The following is a 16898-nucleotide window of genomic DNA, read 5'->3' on the forward strand; positions in this document are numbered from 1 at the left end:
ACTACTTTCTTCACCGTTGAACAGAACCTGAGCGGAGCCATCGGATGACCACCAAGACCCTTTTTATCGGTATGGACGGCTGCACGTTCACCGTTCTCAATGAGATGACCCGCGACCTTCCGGGCGAAGGCGTGACCATGCCCTTCCTGGCCGGCCTGATGGCCAAGGGCTCGCGCGCGAACCTGCGTTCGACGCCGAACCCGCTGACCCCGCCGGCCTGGACGTCGATCATGACCGGCCGCGGCCCGGGCCAGCACGGCGTGTTCGACTTCATCCGTGCCGAAGACAAGGGCGGCGAGGTCTACTGGACCCTGTACGACTCGCGCGACGTCGACTCGGAAATGATCTGGTCGATCGCCAGCCGTCAGGGCAAGTCGATCGCCGCGCTGAACTTCCCGCTGACCGCGCCGCCGCCGAAGGACGTCAACGGCTCGATCGTGCCGGGCTTCATTCCGGCCAAGCATCTGCGCCGCAATTCCACGCCGGGCCTGTTCGAGCGCCTGAAGGAAGCGATTCCGGGTTTCGACGCCAAGGAACTGGCCTGGGACTTCGACAACGAGAAGCAGGCGCTCGAAGTGCTGAACGACAACGACATGGAGCAGTGGGTGCGCTATCACCTGCCGCGCGAGGAGCAGTGGTTCAACATCGCCGAATACATCCTGCAGAACGACGCACCGGACCTGATGGCGGTGATGTTCGACGGCACCGACAAGATCCAGCATCAGGCCTGGCAGTTCGTCGATCCGAACCTGGTCCCGGCCGAGCGCAGCGAGTTCTACAACCGCATGCGCGGCGTCTGCCGCGAGTACTTCGCGAACGTCGACCGCTACATCGAGAAGCTGGTGACGATGGCCGGTCCGGAATGCCAGGTGTTCTTCGCCTCCGACCATGGCTTCACCGCCACCGTCGAAGTGTTGCGCATCAACAGCTTCCTCGAGGATCTCGGCTACCTGAAGTGGGCCGTCAACGACGGCAGCGAACAGGCGCTGCGCCGCGAAGCCAGCGACTTCGCGAACCTCGACTGGTCGCAGACCACGGCGTACTGCCGGACGCCGTCGTCGAACGGCATCCACATCCGTCAGTCGACCAAGCCGGGCGAGCCGGGCATCGATCCGAAGGACTACATCCCGTTCCGCGACAAGCTCATCGCCGATCTGAAGACGCTGAAGAACGACGACGGCGAGCCGGTGATCGTCGACGTGCTCAAGCGCGAGGAATGGTTCCCGGGCCAGCACATGGAACGCGCCTGCGACCTGACCCTGGTGCTGCGCGACAACGGTTTCGTGTCGATCCGCAACATCAAGCCGGCAGTGGTCAAGCGCCCGAACCCGGCCGGCACGCATCATCCGGACGGCATCTTCATGGCCTACGGCAAGGGCATTGCGGCCAATGGCCTGGTCGATCGTCTCGACATCCGCGATGTCTGCCCGACCCTGCTGTACAGCCTCGGCCTGCCGGTGCCGAGCGATTTCGAAGGCAAGGCCGCCGAGCCGTTCTTCACCGAGAACTGGCTGGCCGAACATCCGGTCAAGATCGGCCGCGCGACCGTCGGCGGTGGCGAGAAGGCCAAGTCCGAAGACATGGATGACGAGGAAAAGCGCCAGATCATCGAGCAGCTGCAGATGCTCGGCTACATGGAATAAGGCTGGGGCAACAACGAGGCTGCGGAATTCCCCGGTTCGGTGTCAGACTCGCGTCTGATGCCGGACCGGTCATGAGACCGGACAGAACCGGCGCATCACGAGCAAGGAACAGGATGGAACCGTTAACCGGAGTTGACGTGGCGGCGCTGCCCGGACTGGGGCTCAGCGGCATCACGCTGACCGTCGGCAAGTCGATACAGGGCACGCTGGAGTTCGAGCGGCCCGCCATGGCGTTCGATCCCCGGCGGATCAAGGATTCGTCGCTCGGCGCGCACACCTACATCAACGGCCATGGCTCGACCGCCATCTACCGTTGCCACATCGGGCGCTTCTGCTCGATCGGCGAGGACGCGGTGCTGGGGCCGCCCGAGCATCCGGTGAGCTGGCTGTCGACCCACCCGTTCGCATTCTCGCGGCCGGAGCATGTGCCGGGGTTCTACCAGGTTCCGGAATTCGCGCGGCTCGCGCCGGATGGCCAGCCATCGGCGAGCGGCCAGCCGCTGATGCCGCTGACCGAGCCGCACACGCGCATCGGCCACGATGTCTGGGTTGGCGTCGGCGCCTTCGTCAAGCGCGGCGTGTCGGTGGGCCATGGCGCGATCATTGCGGCCCATGCCGTGGTCACGCGCGACGTGCCACCGTACGCGATCGTCGTCGGCATGCCGGCACGGGTGCTGAAGCTGCGCTTCCCGGAGCCCATCATCGAGCGCCTGCTGAAGCTGCAATGGTGGCAATACGATCTGGCGCCCCACAAGAAGACGCTGGATTTCTCGAACATCGAATCGACGCTGGATCGCCTCGAAGCCCTGCAGGCCGATGGCGCACTGGCGACGCTGAGCCCGCAAACCTGGCGGCTGGTGCGCGAAGGCAAGACCTTTGCCGCGCAGCAGTTGCCGGAAAGCCTCTACTGAAACGGCTGCACCCTACCCGACCTCATGACCACGACTCGCGACACCTACATCCAGCAACTGATTGTCCTGCTCGAAGATTTCACCCAGGACTGGGATCATGAATTCGAAGGCCGCATGAATGCCGAAACGCGGCTGCTCGGCGATCTCGGCTTCGAGTCGATCGACATCATCCAGCTCGTCGTCGCGATCGAGGAGGACATCTCGAAGAAGAAGGTGCCGTTCGACAAGCTGCTGATGAAGGATGGCCGCTATGTCGACGACCTCACCATCGGCGGTATCGCAGACTTCCTGATCGCGTTCGTCTGACGTCGATGGCCGCCGCTGGCAGCGATGCGCGGCGCAGCCTCGGCGCGCTGACCTTGCTGGTGCGCGACTACGACGAGGCAATCGACTGGTTCACCACCGCGCTCGGCTTCCATCGGATCGCCGATACCGATCTCGGGGGCGGCAAGCGGTGGGTGTTGGTGGCGGCGTCCGCAGACGCCGAAAGCGGTCTGCTGTTGGCGCGTGCCACCACGGACGAACAGCGGGCCGCGATCGGCCGGCAAGCCGGCGACCGCGTGTTCCTGTTCCTGAACACCGACGATTTTGCCCGGGACCACGCGCGCATGGTTGCTGCGGGCGTGCGCTTCCTCGAAGCGCCGCGCCACGAGGCCTACGGAACGGTGGCGGTCTTTCTCGATCTGTGCGGCAACAAGTGGGATCTGCTGGAACGCCGCGCCGCATCCTGACTTCGCCAGCCTTTCCGCCGCAACGAAAAAGCCCGAGGACCTGAGTCCCCGGGCTTTTTCATGCAGACCGGCGGTCGATCGGGCGACGTGGCGTCGCCCGATCGACTAACCGGCTTACGGGCGCGGCGAGAAGCTCCGCAGTGCGTCGGACAGACCGCAGGCGCCGAACGAGATCCGCTGACGGGTCGTGATCAGCCCGGCCGCTTCATAGCCGCGGCCCACCTGGGTGATGCAGGCGCTGTAGCCGAGCGGACGGCCGACATTGGCCGCCACGCACTGCTGCACGGCCGGCAGCACCAGCGTGCCGTCCGCCAGAGCGCCGGGCACCTGCGTCTCGCAACGGCCCAGCGTGACGTTCTCGAGCTGCCAGCCGATGTCCTGCATCAGCGACGGCGTCAGATCGAGCGTCTGCGAAGCACGCAGCGTGCTGGTGATCGCCGGCTCCATCAGCAGATTCGGCGCAGCCGTGGTGTCGAAGTGCGAGATCGACGAACCGAGCGCGACCACGGTCGGCGCGAAGACGCGGACGAAGCCTTCTTCGGCACCGGCACGACGATTCTGATCGGTGAAGTACTCGACGTTGACGCCCGGCGTCGCCGCACGGATCGCCGCACCATCTTCGAGCGAGATGCCGATCGTGGCGACCGTCACCGCCGGATCGGTGCCGCCGAGCCCGATGGCACCGGCACCGGCCACGTTGTTGGCGATGATCACGGCACGGGCGCCCGCGTTCTGCGCATTCAGCGCCTTCACCGCAAAGCCGCAGGTGCCGCGATTGACCAGCGCCACACGACCCGCCACGGCGGCGGCATTGGTGAACGGCTCGCAGCCGTCATCGATGCTCGGACCGCCACCATCGATGCCCGGCACGATCGCGCCGTTGAGCGTGGCGGCGGACGGCGCCGCACCGAAGCTGGCCGTGCCGAACACGATTTCGCGATTGACCGTGCCGGTCAGGCGCACGCCTTCATAGGCGCCGAGCACGCGACGGGCGTTGGCGGTGACGTTCGGGCCGCTCCAGACCACACGACCGTTCGAGATCGCCGACGCGATGATCTGCTGTGCGTTCAGCTGATCCCACTGCAGGTCGATATTCAGGTCGCGGGTAAAGGCCATGTAGATGTCGGCCTGCCCAGCCGGCAGTGCGCCGGTGGCTTCGTTGGCGAAGTTCTGGAAGCCCAGACCGTGCGCCACTTCGTGCATGAACGTGTTGAGGAAGTCGATCGCGCCGGGCGGCGGGTTGTTGTCGAGGCCGTAGTAGAAACCGGGCCCGGCAATGCAGTCCGCCTGGCCGACCGCGCCGTTGAAGTTCGCCTGAATATCATCGCCTTCCGGGTCGAGGTCGACGCCGGCAATCGAGTTGGCGACGGCGGAGCCGTACCAGCGGCCGGCACGCGGTGCGTTCGGGAAGTCGCTGAAGATCGACAGCGCGCCGGCCGAAGCCAGCGTGCCGCCGGTCGCGGTGCAGTTCAGGCGCGCGAACGAGCCGCGCACGATGATCGGCACATCGCTCCGGAGCACGCTGCCCCACAGTTCCAGCGCGCGGCGATACGCGATCAGACGCTGCTCGCCGAGCGTGGTGCCGACATTGCCGCCGACCGGTGCCGCCGGGGTCGGGTCGTTGAAGCCGATGCCTGGCGCGTCGGTGTTGTTGAGAATCAGCTGGGCCGCATGCACCGGGGCAGTGGCCAGCAGCGCCGCGCCGAGGGCGGCGATCGCAAGTTTCCGGATCATGGCGCTCACTCCGTCGGCAGGGCAGCGGCAGGGGCGGCCGGCTGTTCCAGCCCGCCTTCGGAATGGCTGACCGCGAGCTTGCCGTCGCCCTGATGGCTGGCGTTGAGCTGGACCATGTATTCCTCGGTCAGCCGGGCCGACTTCATGCCGTTCGGCGCAGTGCGCACGACCAGCGCGGCGGACGGCGCCGTGCGCTCGGCGGCGGACATCGTCGCCAGTTCTGCGGCGGTCGGCGCACGCAGCGCGCCGGTGACCGCATCGCGCACCACACGCAGGCCGTCGGAGGCGACCGGCGCTGCCGTGTCGGCAGGCGCTTCGGCCTGCACCATCGGCGCGGCGAGTGCACTCGCCAGCCCGATGACCATCAAGGTTGTCGATGACGCAAATTTCATGAGTATCTCCCTGAGTCGAATGTATTGAGCAATACAGCGCACGAGAACAACGAAATCACGGCACAGCGATGCCGTTTGCCGTTCGATCCGGTGCGCCTTTCCAGTCGGCGTCAGCACCCGCTGGAACCGCGGCGAGCGCTTGAATTCGACTGGCGGCAGAGTCAGAAACGAACGTGCGGCATGGAAATTGAAGACGCTATGAATATTGCATTATCGTTGCCGCATGTCGCCCCCCGAGCCTGCTTTTCGTCGGCTTTCCGGAGATTCGGCGCGACGCAGGGCGATACGTCGTCGCCAATGTCAATCCCATGTCAAGCTCTGGCAATACGGGAGCGGCATGCTGGGAGAACGACAGCGCACCGGATGTTAATGCCGGCGGTCGATGTCCTCGCCGCAGCGACGACTACATCTTCAGATCAGTGCCGGGCGACATATCCTTTGCGCTCGTCGATCCACGCCAACCGGAACCCGCAGAACGCATGGCCGAAGTGCAGTTGAACGGTGTCACCATCGCCTACCAGCAACTCGGCGAAGGGCCTGATCTGGTGCTGGTCCACGGGCTCGCAGCCAGCCGCGCCTTCTGGTTCCTGCAGTACGCGATGCCGCTGGCCAAGCACTTCCGGATCACGCTGTTCGATCTGCGCGGCCATGGCTACAGCAGCATGCCGCCGAGCGGTTACGAAGCGATTCGCGCGGCCGACGACATCCTCGGCCTGCTCGATCATCTCGGCATTGCCGACTGTGCTCTCGTCGGCCACAGCTACGGCGGCGGTGTCGCGCTCGAGTTCGCCGGCGCCCATCCGGAACGGGTCAACCGCCTGGCCGTGCTCGATACCAAGGTCAATGCACTGCAGCCCAGCCAGCGGCTCAGCGACTCACCGTATCTGTCGCCGTTCGAGGTCGAAGTCGCGCACAAGTCCGGACACGACTGGGAGCAGGAACAGCAGGTCGGTCTGCTGTTTCTCGAAGTGCTGGCGCGCTGGCGCACCGGCGGCGGCGGTGCCGAACTGAAGGACGTGTTCACGCCGTTCGGCGAAGGACGCGGCGCCCAGCGCACGGCCAAGCAGTATCTCGAACTGATCGATTCCACGACCGCCCTGGCGGAAATGGTGCTGCCCGGCATCGATGGCCCCGCGATCGCGGCGCTGCCGATGCCCTGCCTGTGGATCTACGGCGAATGGTCGCGCTGCATGCCGAGTTGCCGGGCGCTGTCGGCGCTGCGCGCGGCGGATGAGTTCCGGATCGTGCCGAAAGGCGGGCACTTCTTCCCGATCAGCGATGCCGCCATCGTCATGGGCTGGCTGAAGCCGTTTCTCGGAATCACCGAAGAAACCGCTGCCGCACCTCTGCCCGGCGGCACGGCCGAAAGCTGATCGCGAGCGGAGGACCGCCCTGCGCTCCCGTTCGATCCGTCGGCCGTCGCGCGATTCCGGATTGCTGCGATGCAGTCAACGTCTCGGCGATCATTTGTAAAACTTTTGTATAAATCGGAATCAGTTTCGTTTCGTCATCGGAAAATGGATCGGCTTATTCTCCGGCAACCCTTGTCCTTGGAGTCTGTCGATGAGTGATGCGAACACGCTGTCCCGTCGTCGTTTCCTGTCGCTGGCCGCCCTCGCCGCGGCCGGCACCAGCGGCCTGATCGCCACCCGTGCAGTCGCGGCCGACCTGCCGGCGCTGGCCGCCGATGATCCGCTTGCGAAATCGCTGAACTACGTGCCGGATGCCTCGAAGCTGACGGCGGCCAGCGCGCCGACGTTCAAGCCGGGCAGCGCCTGTGCGAAGTGCTCGCTGTATTCGGGCGCTGCCGGTGCCGCCAGCGGTCCCTGCGGCATCTTTGCCGGCAAGGCCGTGTCCGCCAAGGGCTGGTGCATCTCGTACGCAGCGAAGGCCTGAACGCCGCCAGCGGCAGAAAGCCCCGGTGCGCATCGCGCGCACCGGGGCTTTTTCATGTCTCGCCGTGGCGAGCGCGCGTCAGACGCCGTTGCGGGTGAACCAGTCCTGCAGCCGCACCCAGCCATCGTTCGCCTGCTTCTCGCGGTAGCTCGGCCGGTAGTCGGCGTGGAAGCCGTGCGGCGTGTCCGGATACAGGACGATTTCCGACGCATTCGCGGCCGGGTTCTTCGATGCGGCGAGCTTCGCCCGCATCTGCTCGACCGTGTCGTTCGGGATGCCGCTGTCGGCCGCGCCGTACAGGCCGAGCACCGGCGCCTTGAGTTCGTCGACCAGATCGATCGGATGTTTCGGCGTCAGCGCCGTGCCTGGCCGGACCAGCGCGCCGTACCAGGCCGCGCCGGCCTTCACGCGAGGGCTGTGCGCGGCATACAGCCAGGTGATGCGGCCACCCCAGCAGAAGCCGGTGACGGCGAGACGGCCCGGATCACCGCCGTTCGCCGCGGCCCATGATGCGGTCGCGTCGAGGTCGGCCATGACCTGCGCATCCGGCACCTTGGACACGACGTTCTCGAACAGGTCCTTGATTTCCTTGTACTGCGTCGGATCGCCCTGCCGCGCGTAGAGCTCCGGCGCAATCGCCAGATAGCCGAGCTGCGCGAAGCGCCGGCAGACGTCCTTGATGTGCTCGTGCACGCCGAAGATTTCCTGCACCACGAGCACCGTCGGCAGCTTGTCGCCGCTGTTCGGCTGGGCGCGGTACGCCGGAATGAAACCGTCGGCGGCGGGAATCTTCACTTCACCGGCGGTGATGCCGGCGGTGCCGGTGGTGATCAGGCTCTGCGCTTCGATCGGCTGGACCGACAGCGCGAAGCCGCTGGCCAGCGTGGTCACGACAAAGCGCCGGCGCGAGGCATCGGCGAGAACTTGTGCGGCGGCATCGGGGGCTTCCGGGTGCATGTGTGGCTCCATGGGGGCGGACATCGGGACGCGCCATCTTACTCACTGCCCGTCCCGCGTCGCGGTCGGCCGCCAGCAGCGCGGCGACATTGCGGGCGCAGACGCCCGGCAGCCGTCAGTGATAGCCGTGCATGTTGGCCAGCGCGATCAGTTCCGGTGCGAAGACCTTGCCGTCGCGGCGCCATTCGAGCGGTCCTTCGAGGCGCTCGCCGGAAGCCAGCCGACGCGCGAACGCCGGATCGCGCAGCCAGCCTTCGTCGGCACCGTAGACCGCGCCGTTCGGGCCGAAGCCGGCGAAGATGCTGCGCTCCGGCTGCTGCATCGCATCGATCTCGGCTGCGCCGCTCGACAGCCCGAGCCAATCGCACAGCGATGCAAGCGTTGCTTCCGGCCGCGCCAGCAACGCTTCGACGCGTTGCAGCCGGTACTCCGACGGCGAGCTCCCGGACATCGCGCGCGCGATGTTGCCGTGGACGCGGAACCACGCGACCTGCGGATCGAGCGCCGGCGGATTGGCTTCGTAATCCTTGTAGTCCGGCGCGATGAACAGCCGGTCGTGCAGCGCGGCGGCAGTGTCGCGGCACCAGCTGCGCGGATGCTCGGTCAGGTGCAGCACGCGCACGTCGGGCACGGTCTCGAGCAGGCGGTCGAGCATGTCCGGCCGCCACGCCACGCTGGTATCGGCGGCCACCAGCAGATTCGGCGCCAACCGGCGCGCGAAATCGTCCAGCGTCATCGCACCGGTCCAGTCCGGCCGGCGCGCCAGCCAGCGCCGCGCTTCGACGATGGTCGCGTCCCGCTGGGCACCGAAGTGGACCGCGGCGACGGCCCGCAGCAGGCCTTCGGCCGTGCGGCCATCGGCCAGCGCGCTGATGTCCGACAGCCCGGCCAAGGTCGGCGCGAGGAACAGGTTCAGCTCCGGCAGGTCCTGCGCAGCCGGATGCTGGCCCAGCATCGCCGCCAGCCGGGCGGCATGGGCGCCCGGCGGCGCCAGGATCAACAGCGGCGTGGCCAGCATCGATCAGCTCCGCGGCGGAACGGACGCCGCACGCGGCGCGCCGAGGAAGACTTCGCAGCCACCGCGGTTGTTGTCGACGTACTTCCACTCGCCGTCCTGCTGAACGGCCACGCGCGGCCCGAACGGGTTGGCGGAGGCCACGAACAGGCCGTGCTCGGTCGACGCGAAATTGCGCACGCCCCAGTTGTACTTGTTGCCGAACCCGGAGGCGGTGACGCAATCCCAGCGGATGCCGTCGTGCGTGCGCCACAGGCCGAAGCCGCCGAAGTTGCGGGTCAGATGTTCCAGCCCCCAGTGCTTCATCATCTTCAGCACGTCTTCCGGCCACTTGTCGGCCGGCAGGTACGGCAGCGAATTGGCCCACGAGAAGGTGCCGGCATAGAGATAGTCGCCGTGCACGCACATGCGCCAGACATAGCCGTTGAACAGGTTGTCGAAGCCGGCCGAATAGCCGGACAGCGGCACTTTCAGGCCATCCGGCGTGACCCTGGACTGGCCGACCAGGATCTCCCAGCTGTCATCCGGGTAGACCCGCAGGATCTCGGCGGCGGCCGGCCCGAGCTTGAACGCCCGGTGGTAGCCCCCGTTGACGATGCCGGTGCCGACGATCAGCGCGCCGTTGAACTCGCACAGGCTGACCACGACCTCGTTGAACGGGCCACGCCACGCGCCCCGCTGCAGCACGCGCGTCCACTGGTACGGCGGGCCGCCGTCGCCGCGGGTCTTCCACAGCTCGAAGCCGGTGAACGGATTCACCGTGCCGGCGTAAAGATGGTCGTTGAACTCGACCATCTCGAACACGGTGAGGTTGCGCGGGTTGCCGAAACTTTCCGGATTCGACGCCTGCCAGATGCCGGTCTGCAGGTCGTCGCTGCAATAGATCACCGCTTCCGAACCGACGCATTCCTGCGCCTTGCCGCCGCGGTTGGAGCCGGTCGGGCTGGTATGGACGCGGCCCTTGAACACCTGCAGCGTGCGGAACGAGCGTACCGAAGGATCCCACGGCGGTCGCTTGACCACCGTGTACTCCACGCCGTCCTCGCTGCGCAGGATGTCCGGCGGCTCCGCCTGCGCCGGCGCCCAGGTCGACATGTACAGGCAGGGCTTGGCGTCGGTCGGGCCCTGGAACACGGTCATGCCACGCATGCCGACATAGCGCGGCACCAGCCGCTTGACCGTGCGGCCCGGCACTTCCGGCGCGCGGTAGACCAGATCCCAGCGGTCGATTTCCGGCGTGTAGCGCCAGACCTGCACGCGGCGGTCGATGTCGTAGATGTCGTCCGGCGATTCGACCGGCCACGGCTTGATGTCCGGCGGCGGGAACAGCAGCTTCATCCCCGGCATCGTCGCGCGCGTGGTGCCGACATACAGCCGGCCTTCGAACCAGGCCATGCTGTGGGCATACGAATTCCAGCCGTCGCCGAAGCCGCTGTCGCAGGTCAGGCGGAAGTCGGCTTCGTCGAGACGGCCGTTCTGCGGTGCCGGCGGACGCCGCCGCAGCGGCGACACCGGCCCGAACGGACCGCCTTCGATCCCGGACTCGCTTACGGCAGCCAAGACCAGAACTCGACCAGGAAGAAGCGGATGATCGGCCGCGTGTAGGCCACGATCAGCGGATAACGCTCGGCCTGCACCTTGGCGTAGCCGGTCATCTCCGGCAGCAGCTTGCCATCGGTCTGATCGATCGCCATGACCACACGCACGACCTTGCCGTATTCGTTCTTCTCGGCGCTCGGCGCGATTTCGCGCACGACACCGGCATAGCCGCCGTTCGGGAACGCCCAGGCCTTGGCCCAGGCCTTGTCACCGACCTCGATCTCGCCGACATCGGTCTCCGGAATCCGGATTTCGACCAGCAGCTGCGTCGAGTCCTCGACCGTCGCCAGCTTTTCGCCGCGCTGCAGGAAATCGCCCACGGCGAAGCGCAGCGTGCCGGACAGGATGCGGCCACCGATCGGTGCCTTGATCTGCGCGTTCTCGACCGTCTTCTGCTTCAGTTCGAGCAGCACCTGCTCGCGCACGATGTCGGCTTCGATCGCCTGCACCTGCTCGGTGCGCGTCGGGCTGCTGACCAGCGCCAGATGCTTGCGCGCTTCGAGCAGCCGCTGCTGATCGAGCTCGGCCACCGACAGCACGCGCTGATATTCCTGATCCGACACCGCGCGCTTGGCGTTCGCGGCCTTCAGGCGATCCGCCTCGACCCGGCTGAACTGCAGCTTCTTCTCGGCCGTCGCCACTTCCTGACGGGCCTGCTCGATTTCCTCGGGCTTGGCGCCGGCCTTGGCAATTGCCAGATTGGCGCGCAGCCGGGCCAGGTTCGCTTCGCTGGTGGCCACGGCGGTGCGTTCCTCGTCGTCGGTGATGCGGGCCACGACCTGCCCGGCCTTCACGACATCGCCTTCCTTGACGAACACTTCCTTGACGTCGCCCGAGGTCAGTGCCCGGACATCGGCTCGGCCGGACGGCAGCACCGTGAACTCGCCGCTCGGTTCGTAGGTGTACGGAAACAGCGCAATCACGACCAGCACCGCGATGATCGCCCAGTCCAGCTTCTTCGGCGCCTCGAGGCTGACCTTGCCGGCGCCGATCGAGCCGCGGCTGACCGTGCTCTTGCGCACCGTGGTGTAGACCGACCACGCGAACAGTGCTGCGACGATGACGATGCCGACGGTGCCGAACGCGCCCTGCAGCCAGCGACCGGGGAACAGCACCAGCCAGATCACCAGCCAGAAGGTGTAGGCCACGCACAGGAAGCCGTAGAAGCGCAGCACGCCCGGCGACAGCTTCTTCAGCTCGTTCCACGGACGGTCCTGGCTGAAGATCGCGTACAGGGCCTGCTCGCGCAGGTCCGAAGCCTGATACCACTGCACCAGCCAGTTGTAGCCGTCACGCTTGGTCAGCGGGTTGGCCTGCAGGAAAAAGAACGCGCTGCACAGCAGCGCCAGTGCCACCAGCAGCGACGGCAGGATCGACTGGCTGTGCTGGAACACCAGCCACAGCACCACCGCGATCACGAACAGGCTCAACTGCGCCACCATCGCGGACGCCACGATCCGCAGCCGCTGGTCACGCGGCGCCGCTTCCGCCGCACCACCGGTATCGGTATGGAAGCGCGGAATCAGCGCCGTGCCCAGCAGGACGCCGAACGCCGGCTTCGAGCGCGTCAGCGTCTGGATGATCGTCGCCCGTGCGCCTTCCGACAGCAGGTTGATCAGGTAGGTCCCGCCGAGCAGGGTCAGCACCAGCGGCCACGGCTCGATCAGTCGCACCAGGTCCACGCCCATCTCGATCCGGTGCGTCCACATCACCACGACCGCGGCGATCACCAGCGCCACCAGGCCGAGCAGGGTCAGCGTGCCGAGCAGCGGCAGGTTCAGCAGAAAGCCGACCGGATACAGCCAGCCAACGGGCAGCGGCACGCGCGGCGGCGCCACGACACCGCGCGCCGCACCCCAGAGCCCGGTCAGCGAGCCCGGCAGACCCGGGCCCGTCAGCGAGCCGGGCACGGTCGACGGTGCCTGCGTTTCGGCACCGACACCGACCGGCTTCGGTCCGGCCTTCCAGCCGGCGAGTGCCGCTTCGCCGTCGGTCTGCGCCGGCACCGGCAGCGGCTCCTGGCTGCCGGCGGCGAGCAGGTCGCCGGTCGCCAGATCGTTGCAGAAACGTTCGAGGTCGGCCGCGCCGAGTTCCACGCCGAGCGACTCCAGCGCGGCCTTGCGCACGGCCGCGGCATCGCGCGTGCCGTCCATCAGCCGTGCCAGTTCGAACTCCGCCGGATCAAGCCGGATCGGCCGGCCATGACGGGCGCCGGTCAGGGCGTAGTACAGGCCGTCGGCGGATTTCGCCGCCGAACCGAAGATGAATTTGCGAAACGGATGACGGGAGCTTTCCATCGAGGAACTCGGGATTCGGGTCAGTCAAGAAACGAAAGAATCGGCGGAACGCGCAGCCGCGGCAGTCACTCGAGCAGCCGGTTGATCGCCAGCAGGTCGGAGTGGTTCAGGCTGCCGGCCGCCGCGCGCAGACGCAGCGTGTTCAGGATCGTGTCGTAGCGGGCGGTCGCGTAGTCGCGCTCGGCCTTGTAGCGGCTGCGCAGGGTCAGCAGCAGTTCGCCGTTGGTCCGGGTGCCGACGTCGTAGCCGACGCGCGTCGCTTCTTCCGACGCGCGCGTCGACTCCACCGCCTGCTTCAGGGCGCCGACTCGAGCAATGCCGGCGCTCGAATTCAGGAACGCGACCTGCACCTTGCGCAGTGCTTCGCCCTTCTTCGACGACTCGTCGTACTCGGCGCGGGTGACGCCGGACTGGGCCGCGCGGATGCCGGAATCGATGGCACCGCCGGTGAAGATCGGAATCTTCAGCGACAGGCCCACGCGCTCGTCGTGGGCGCGATTGTTCTCGGCACCGATGCCATTGCTGATGCCGCCTTCGGCGAACTGGTAGCTGTACGACGCCAGCGCGTTGAGCTTCGGCCAGCGCAGCGCGTAGGCCTTGTCGACATTCTTCTTCGCCAGCTCCGTCCCCAGCTTCTGCGCCTTGACCTGAAGATTCTGGTTCGCGGCCCGGTCGATCCAGGCATCGATGCGGTTCGGCTCCGGCGGCACCGGCAGGTAGGTCGGCGCGAGCGGCTTCAGCGGTCCGAACTTCTGGCCGCCAGTCAGCAGTTCGAGCTGCGCGCGGCTGACGGCAACGCCGTTCTCGGCCGCAATGAGCCCGGCACTGGCCAGATCGAGCTGCGCCTGCGCGGTCTTCAGTTCGGCGTCGGAGACCAGACCGGTCGCGGCCTTGGCCTGCGTCTGCGTCAGCACGGCGGCGATGGCGTCCTTCTCGGCACGGGCGAAGCGCAGTTCCTCGTCCGCCGCCAGTGCACCGAAATAGGCCTCGGCGACCGAAATTCGCAACTGATCCTGTGCGTCATAGGTCAGCAGGCCCGCGCGGCTGATCTCCAGTTCGGCGATGCCAAGCCCGAGGTAGATGCCCTTGTCGAACAGCACCTGAGTCAGGCCGACCTGATAGCCGACGCTGTTGAACGAATCGGTGCGATTGACATCGCTGCCGTCGCCGCCGGCGAACGCCGAGCCGACGAAGAAGCGGCCGCTCAGGGTCTGGCTGGCGGTGGCCGCCTCGCCGCTGACGCCGATCTGCGGCAGCAGCTTGGCCAGCGCCTGCGGCTTCGCTTCAAGCGCCTGCTGGTAGGCCGCCACGGCCGACTGGTATTCCGGGTTTCCGTCGAGCGCGCGGGTGTAGACGGCAATGAGGTCTTCGGCCGCAGCCGGCTGCGAAGACAATGCCGCGCACAACAACAACGTGCCGCTGATCAGCGGACGCAACAGACTCATGGTGGCTCCCTGGTTGACCCTTTGCAGACGGGTCTTTTGCACGTGGGGATTATTACCCAGCCACGGCTCGTCGTCTTGGCCTGCGCGGAAATAGTTTGTTTCCGTTGGATGACTCAAGCAGGAATCGCGCCGGATCGCCCCATTTCTCAAGAAATGTCGAGACAATCCCGGCTGCGGATGCCCTGAATCCGGATCAATGCCCGGCTACGGGCAGTGGTCGAAATAGCGAATCTCGACCACCTGGTCGGGGGCGGTCAGCAGCAGCTGTACACCCGCCTCCCGATGCACGCGAACCTGCGGGTAGAACGGCGGCGACGGCGGCGCGGGCTCGCTGCCACAGGCTGGCGCGTCGGTCGCGCGGGCCACGCCGTCGCCACGCAGGCCTTCGCTGACGGCGACGGCCGCCAGCGTCAGCGGCGGCGACAGCACCAGCTGGCCGTGGGCAAGCGCGGCGCTGGTCTTGTCGAAATACAGCTGCAGACGACCGCGAGGCTCGGCAGCACCGGAATATTCGAACAACCGGTGCGCCCGCCGGCCGTCCGGAAGGGTGATGTCTGACGACACGTCGGCGATCTGCGCCGGCTCGCCGAGTCGCCGCAGCACATCGTCCTCGGTCGCGTATCCGAAACTCAGGCCGCGGTATCGCGCAGCCTGCCAGCCGATCCGCGAACCGGTCGCGGTCACATGGTCGTTGGCCGAACCCGCCGCCACCGATGCCGCACGCGACCGGGCCGATTCGGCATCGTGCCGGTCCGCTTCCGCCGCCTGCTTCGCCGCGGCGTCGGCACGCTGGCGCTTGGCCGCCAGCGCTGCGGCAACCTCGGCCGAACGGTCGATCGCGTCGACGCGACGTTCGGCAGGTTCCGCCGAGGGGCGCGCCAGCGGTGGCAACTTGCGCACGGACGCAGCCGGCGACGACGCGTCACTGTCACCGGCCCCGACCTCGGCCACCGGTGCAGATGCCGCCGGCGCGACCGGCGATGCCGGCGCCGTCAGCGCAACGTCCGGCGGCGGTGGCGCAGGCGATGGCGGTGGTGGTGGCGATGGCGGTGGCGGTGCTGGCGGCGCCGCAGGTGGTGGCGGCGCGATCGCGGGCGGCGCATCGGATCGCGCCGGTGCGGTTGCCGCCTCCGCGGCCGGCTTCGGCATCGCGGACTTGCGGGTATCGGGCGCAGCAGTCGGGGCCGACTCCGCGTCCGCTGTGCGCTCGAGGATCGACTCCACCGGCAAGGTCGCACCCGGACCGGCATCGGGATTGGTCGCCGCCATCGGCAAATGGCGTTGCAAGTCGGCAGCCGCTGCCTTCGCCGACTCGGCCTTGGCGGCGTCGGCCGCGATCACCGCCCGCGCGGCAGGGTCCTGCTGCACCTGACGCAGGACGCCGACGCCAAGCACGAGCGAAGCCGCGAGCGACAGCGGAACGGTCCAGCGACGGACGGCGCGCCGATTCGCGCGACGACCCGGCGCTTCCGTGTCGCGCGAGGCAACCGTTGCCGGCGCCACCGCGGCGCGTGCTGCAGCGATGATCGCGGCATCGAGCGCGGCCGGCGCTTCCGCGGGGGATTCCCGATACAGCCGCGACAGCTCGCTGCGGCGAGCCAGGAAGTCGTCGAGCAGGCGATCGTCGCCGGCACCGGTGGGCCGGTCGGGCGATGGGGGCGCGGTCGGTTCAGACATCGGCGAGGGCCTCCCGCAGTTTGGCCAGCGCGTAGCGCAGCCGGCTCTTGATCGTCTCGCGGCCGACCTGACTCAGCTCGGCGATCTCGTCGAGGGTCAACCCGCCTTCCTCGTGCAGCAGGAAGGCCTCGCGCTGCACCAGCGGCAGTGCCGCGAGCGCCTGCTGCAGGCGCCCCGCCCGCTCCTGTTGCAGCAGGCGCTGGTCCGGCCGTTCGTGCGCCGGTGCCCACAGTTCCGGCGGTGGCGGCCTGCCATCGTCGTCGGCCTCGTCCGGCAGCGCTTCCTTGCCTTGCGTGGTGCTGCGCCAGTGATCGATCAGCCGGTTGTGGGCGATGCGGTACAGCCAGGTCGCGAAGCGGGCACGCGGCTGCCAGTCGCCGCGCGCCCGGACCACGCCCGTCCAGACGTCCTGAAACAGCTCCCCGGCGAGCGCCGGCTGCTGCACGCCGCGTAGTAGGTAACGATAGACCGCATCGCGATGCCGCCGGTACAGCGGCTCGAAGGCCGCGGCATCGCCGTCCTGATAGCGTTGCATCAGCTGTTCATCGCTAGGGCCTGTCATCAATGGCGTGGGTCGCTGCGTTGCAGGTCGGAAAGCCGC

Annotated in this window: 15 protein-coding genes; 6 read left to right on the forward strand and 9 right to left on the reverse strand. The window is 67.5% G+C overall.

Annotated features, from left to right (window positions below):
* The first annotated feature begins 44 nt into the window (after positions 1–44).
* The 4 genes from QZ951_RS07655 (at position 45) to QZ951_RS07670 (ending at position 3285) form a co-directional block, all read left to right on the forward strand.
* Positions 45–1643, forward strand: a complete 1599-nt coding sequence (locus QZ951_RS07655; protein ID WP_292999947.1) for an alkaline phosphatase family protein — start codon at positions 45–47, stop codon at positions 1641–1643.
* 137 nt (positions 1644–1780) lie between these two features.
* Positions 1781–2554: a CatB-related O-acetyltransferase gene (locus QZ951_RS07660; protein WP_292999948.1), complete on the forward strand. Its 774-nt coding sequence runs from the start codon at positions 1781–1783 to the stop codon at positions 2552–2554.
* 24 nt (positions 2555–2578) lie between these two features.
* Positions 2579–2860 (forward strand): acyl carrier protein, encoded by a 282-nt coding sequence (locus QZ951_RS07665; protein ID WP_292999949.1) that lies wholly within the window; start codon positions 2579–2581, stop codon positions 2858–2860.
* Between the two features lie 5 nt (positions 2861–2865).
* Positions 2866–3285: a VOC family protein gene (locus QZ951_RS07670; protein WP_292999950.1), complete on the forward strand. Its 420-nt coding sequence runs from the start codon at positions 2866–2868 to the stop codon at positions 3283–3285.
* Positions 3286–3399: 114 nt separating this feature from the next.
* Here QZ951_RS07670 and QZ951_RS07675 read toward each other — a convergent pair whose 3' ends face one another.
* Together QZ951_RS07675 and QZ951_RS07680 are read right to left on the reverse strand one after the other, a co-directional pair.
* Entirely contained in the window at positions 3400–5019 is a 1620-nt protein-coding gene (locus QZ951_RS07675) for a PA domain-containing protein (protein WP_292999951.1), read from the reverse strand.
* A 5-nt stretch (positions 5020–5024) separates the two neighbouring features.
* Positions 5025–5411, reverse strand: coding sequence for a hypothetical protein (locus QZ951_RS07680; protein ID WP_292999952.1), 387 nt, complete (start codon positions 5409–5411; stop codon positions 5025–5027).
* A gap of 479 nt (positions 5412–5890) precedes the next feature.
* Between QZ951_RS07680 and QZ951_RS07685 the strand changes: the two genes are divergently transcribed.
* Positions 5891–6784 carry an alpha/beta hydrolase gene (locus QZ951_RS07685; RefSeq protein ID WP_292999953.1) on the forward strand — a complete coding sequence of 298 codons (894 nt, stop codon included), beginning with the start codon at positions 5891–5893 and terminating at the stop codon, positions 6782–6784.
* A 190-nt stretch (positions 6785–6974) separates the two neighbouring features.
* Positions 6975–7307, forward strand: a complete 333-nt coding sequence (locus tag QZ951_RS07690) for a high-potential iron-sulfur protein (RefSeq protein ID WP_292999954.1) — start codon at positions 6975–6977, stop codon at positions 7305–7307.
* Between the two features lie 78 nt (positions 7308–7385).
* Here the strand turns inward: QZ951_RS07690 and QZ951_RS07695 are convergent, their stop codons facing one another.
* The 7 genes from QZ951_RS07695 to QZ951_RS07725 form a co-directional block, all read right to left on the reverse strand.
* Entirely contained in the window at positions 7386–8264 is an 879-nt protein-coding gene (locus QZ951_RS07695; protein WP_292999955.1) for a dienelactone hydrolase family protein, read from the reverse strand.
* 115 nt (positions 8265–8379) lie between these two features.
* The gene (locus QZ951_RS07700) at positions 8380–9282 is read right to left on the reverse strand and encodes a sulfotransferase (protein WP_292999956.1); all 903 of its coding nucleotides are present in this window, start codon (positions 9280–9282) and stop codon (positions 8380–8382) included.
* A gap of 3 nt (positions 9283–9285) precedes the next feature.
* Positions 9286–10839, reverse strand: a complete 1554-nt coding sequence (locus QZ951_RS07705) for a hypothetical protein (protein ID WP_292999957.1) — start codon at positions 10837–10839, stop codon at positions 9286–9288.
* Complete coding sequence (locus QZ951_RS07710; RefSeq protein ID WP_292999958.1) at positions 10827–13175, reverse strand: HlyD family efflux transporter periplasmic adaptor subunit; 2349 nt, start codon at positions 13173–13175, stop codon at positions 10827–10829. The genes QZ951_RS07705 and QZ951_RS07710 overlap by 13 nt, the downstream gene beginning before the upstream one ends.
* Before the next feature lie 65 nt (positions 13176–13240).
* On the reverse strand, positions 13241–14620 hold the full coding sequence (locus QZ951_RS07715) for a TolC family outer membrane protein (RefSeq protein ID WP_292999959.1): 1380 nt from the start codon (positions 14618–14620) through the stop codon (positions 13241–13243).
* 204 nt (positions 14621–14824) lie between these two features.
* Positions 14825–16297 carry a hypothetical protein gene (locus QZ951_RS07720; RefSeq protein ID WP_292999960.1) on the reverse strand — a complete coding sequence of 491 codons (1473 nt, stop codon included), beginning with the start codon at positions 16295–16297 and terminating at the stop codon, positions 14825–14827.
* Positions 16290–16832, reverse strand: a complete 543-nt coding sequence (locus tag QZ951_RS07725) for an RNA polymerase sigma factor (RefSeq protein WP_292999961.1) — start codon at positions 16830–16832, stop codon at positions 16290–16292. The genes QZ951_RS07720 and QZ951_RS07725 overlap by 8 nt, the downstream gene beginning before the upstream one ends.
* Between the last annotated feature and the right edge of the window lie 66 nt (positions 16833–16898).

The organism is Nevskia sp., assembly GCF_021732705.1.
In the GTDB taxonomy this organism is placed as follows: domain Bacteria; phylum Pseudomonadota; class Gammaproteobacteria; order Nevskiales; family Nevskiaceae; genus Nevskia.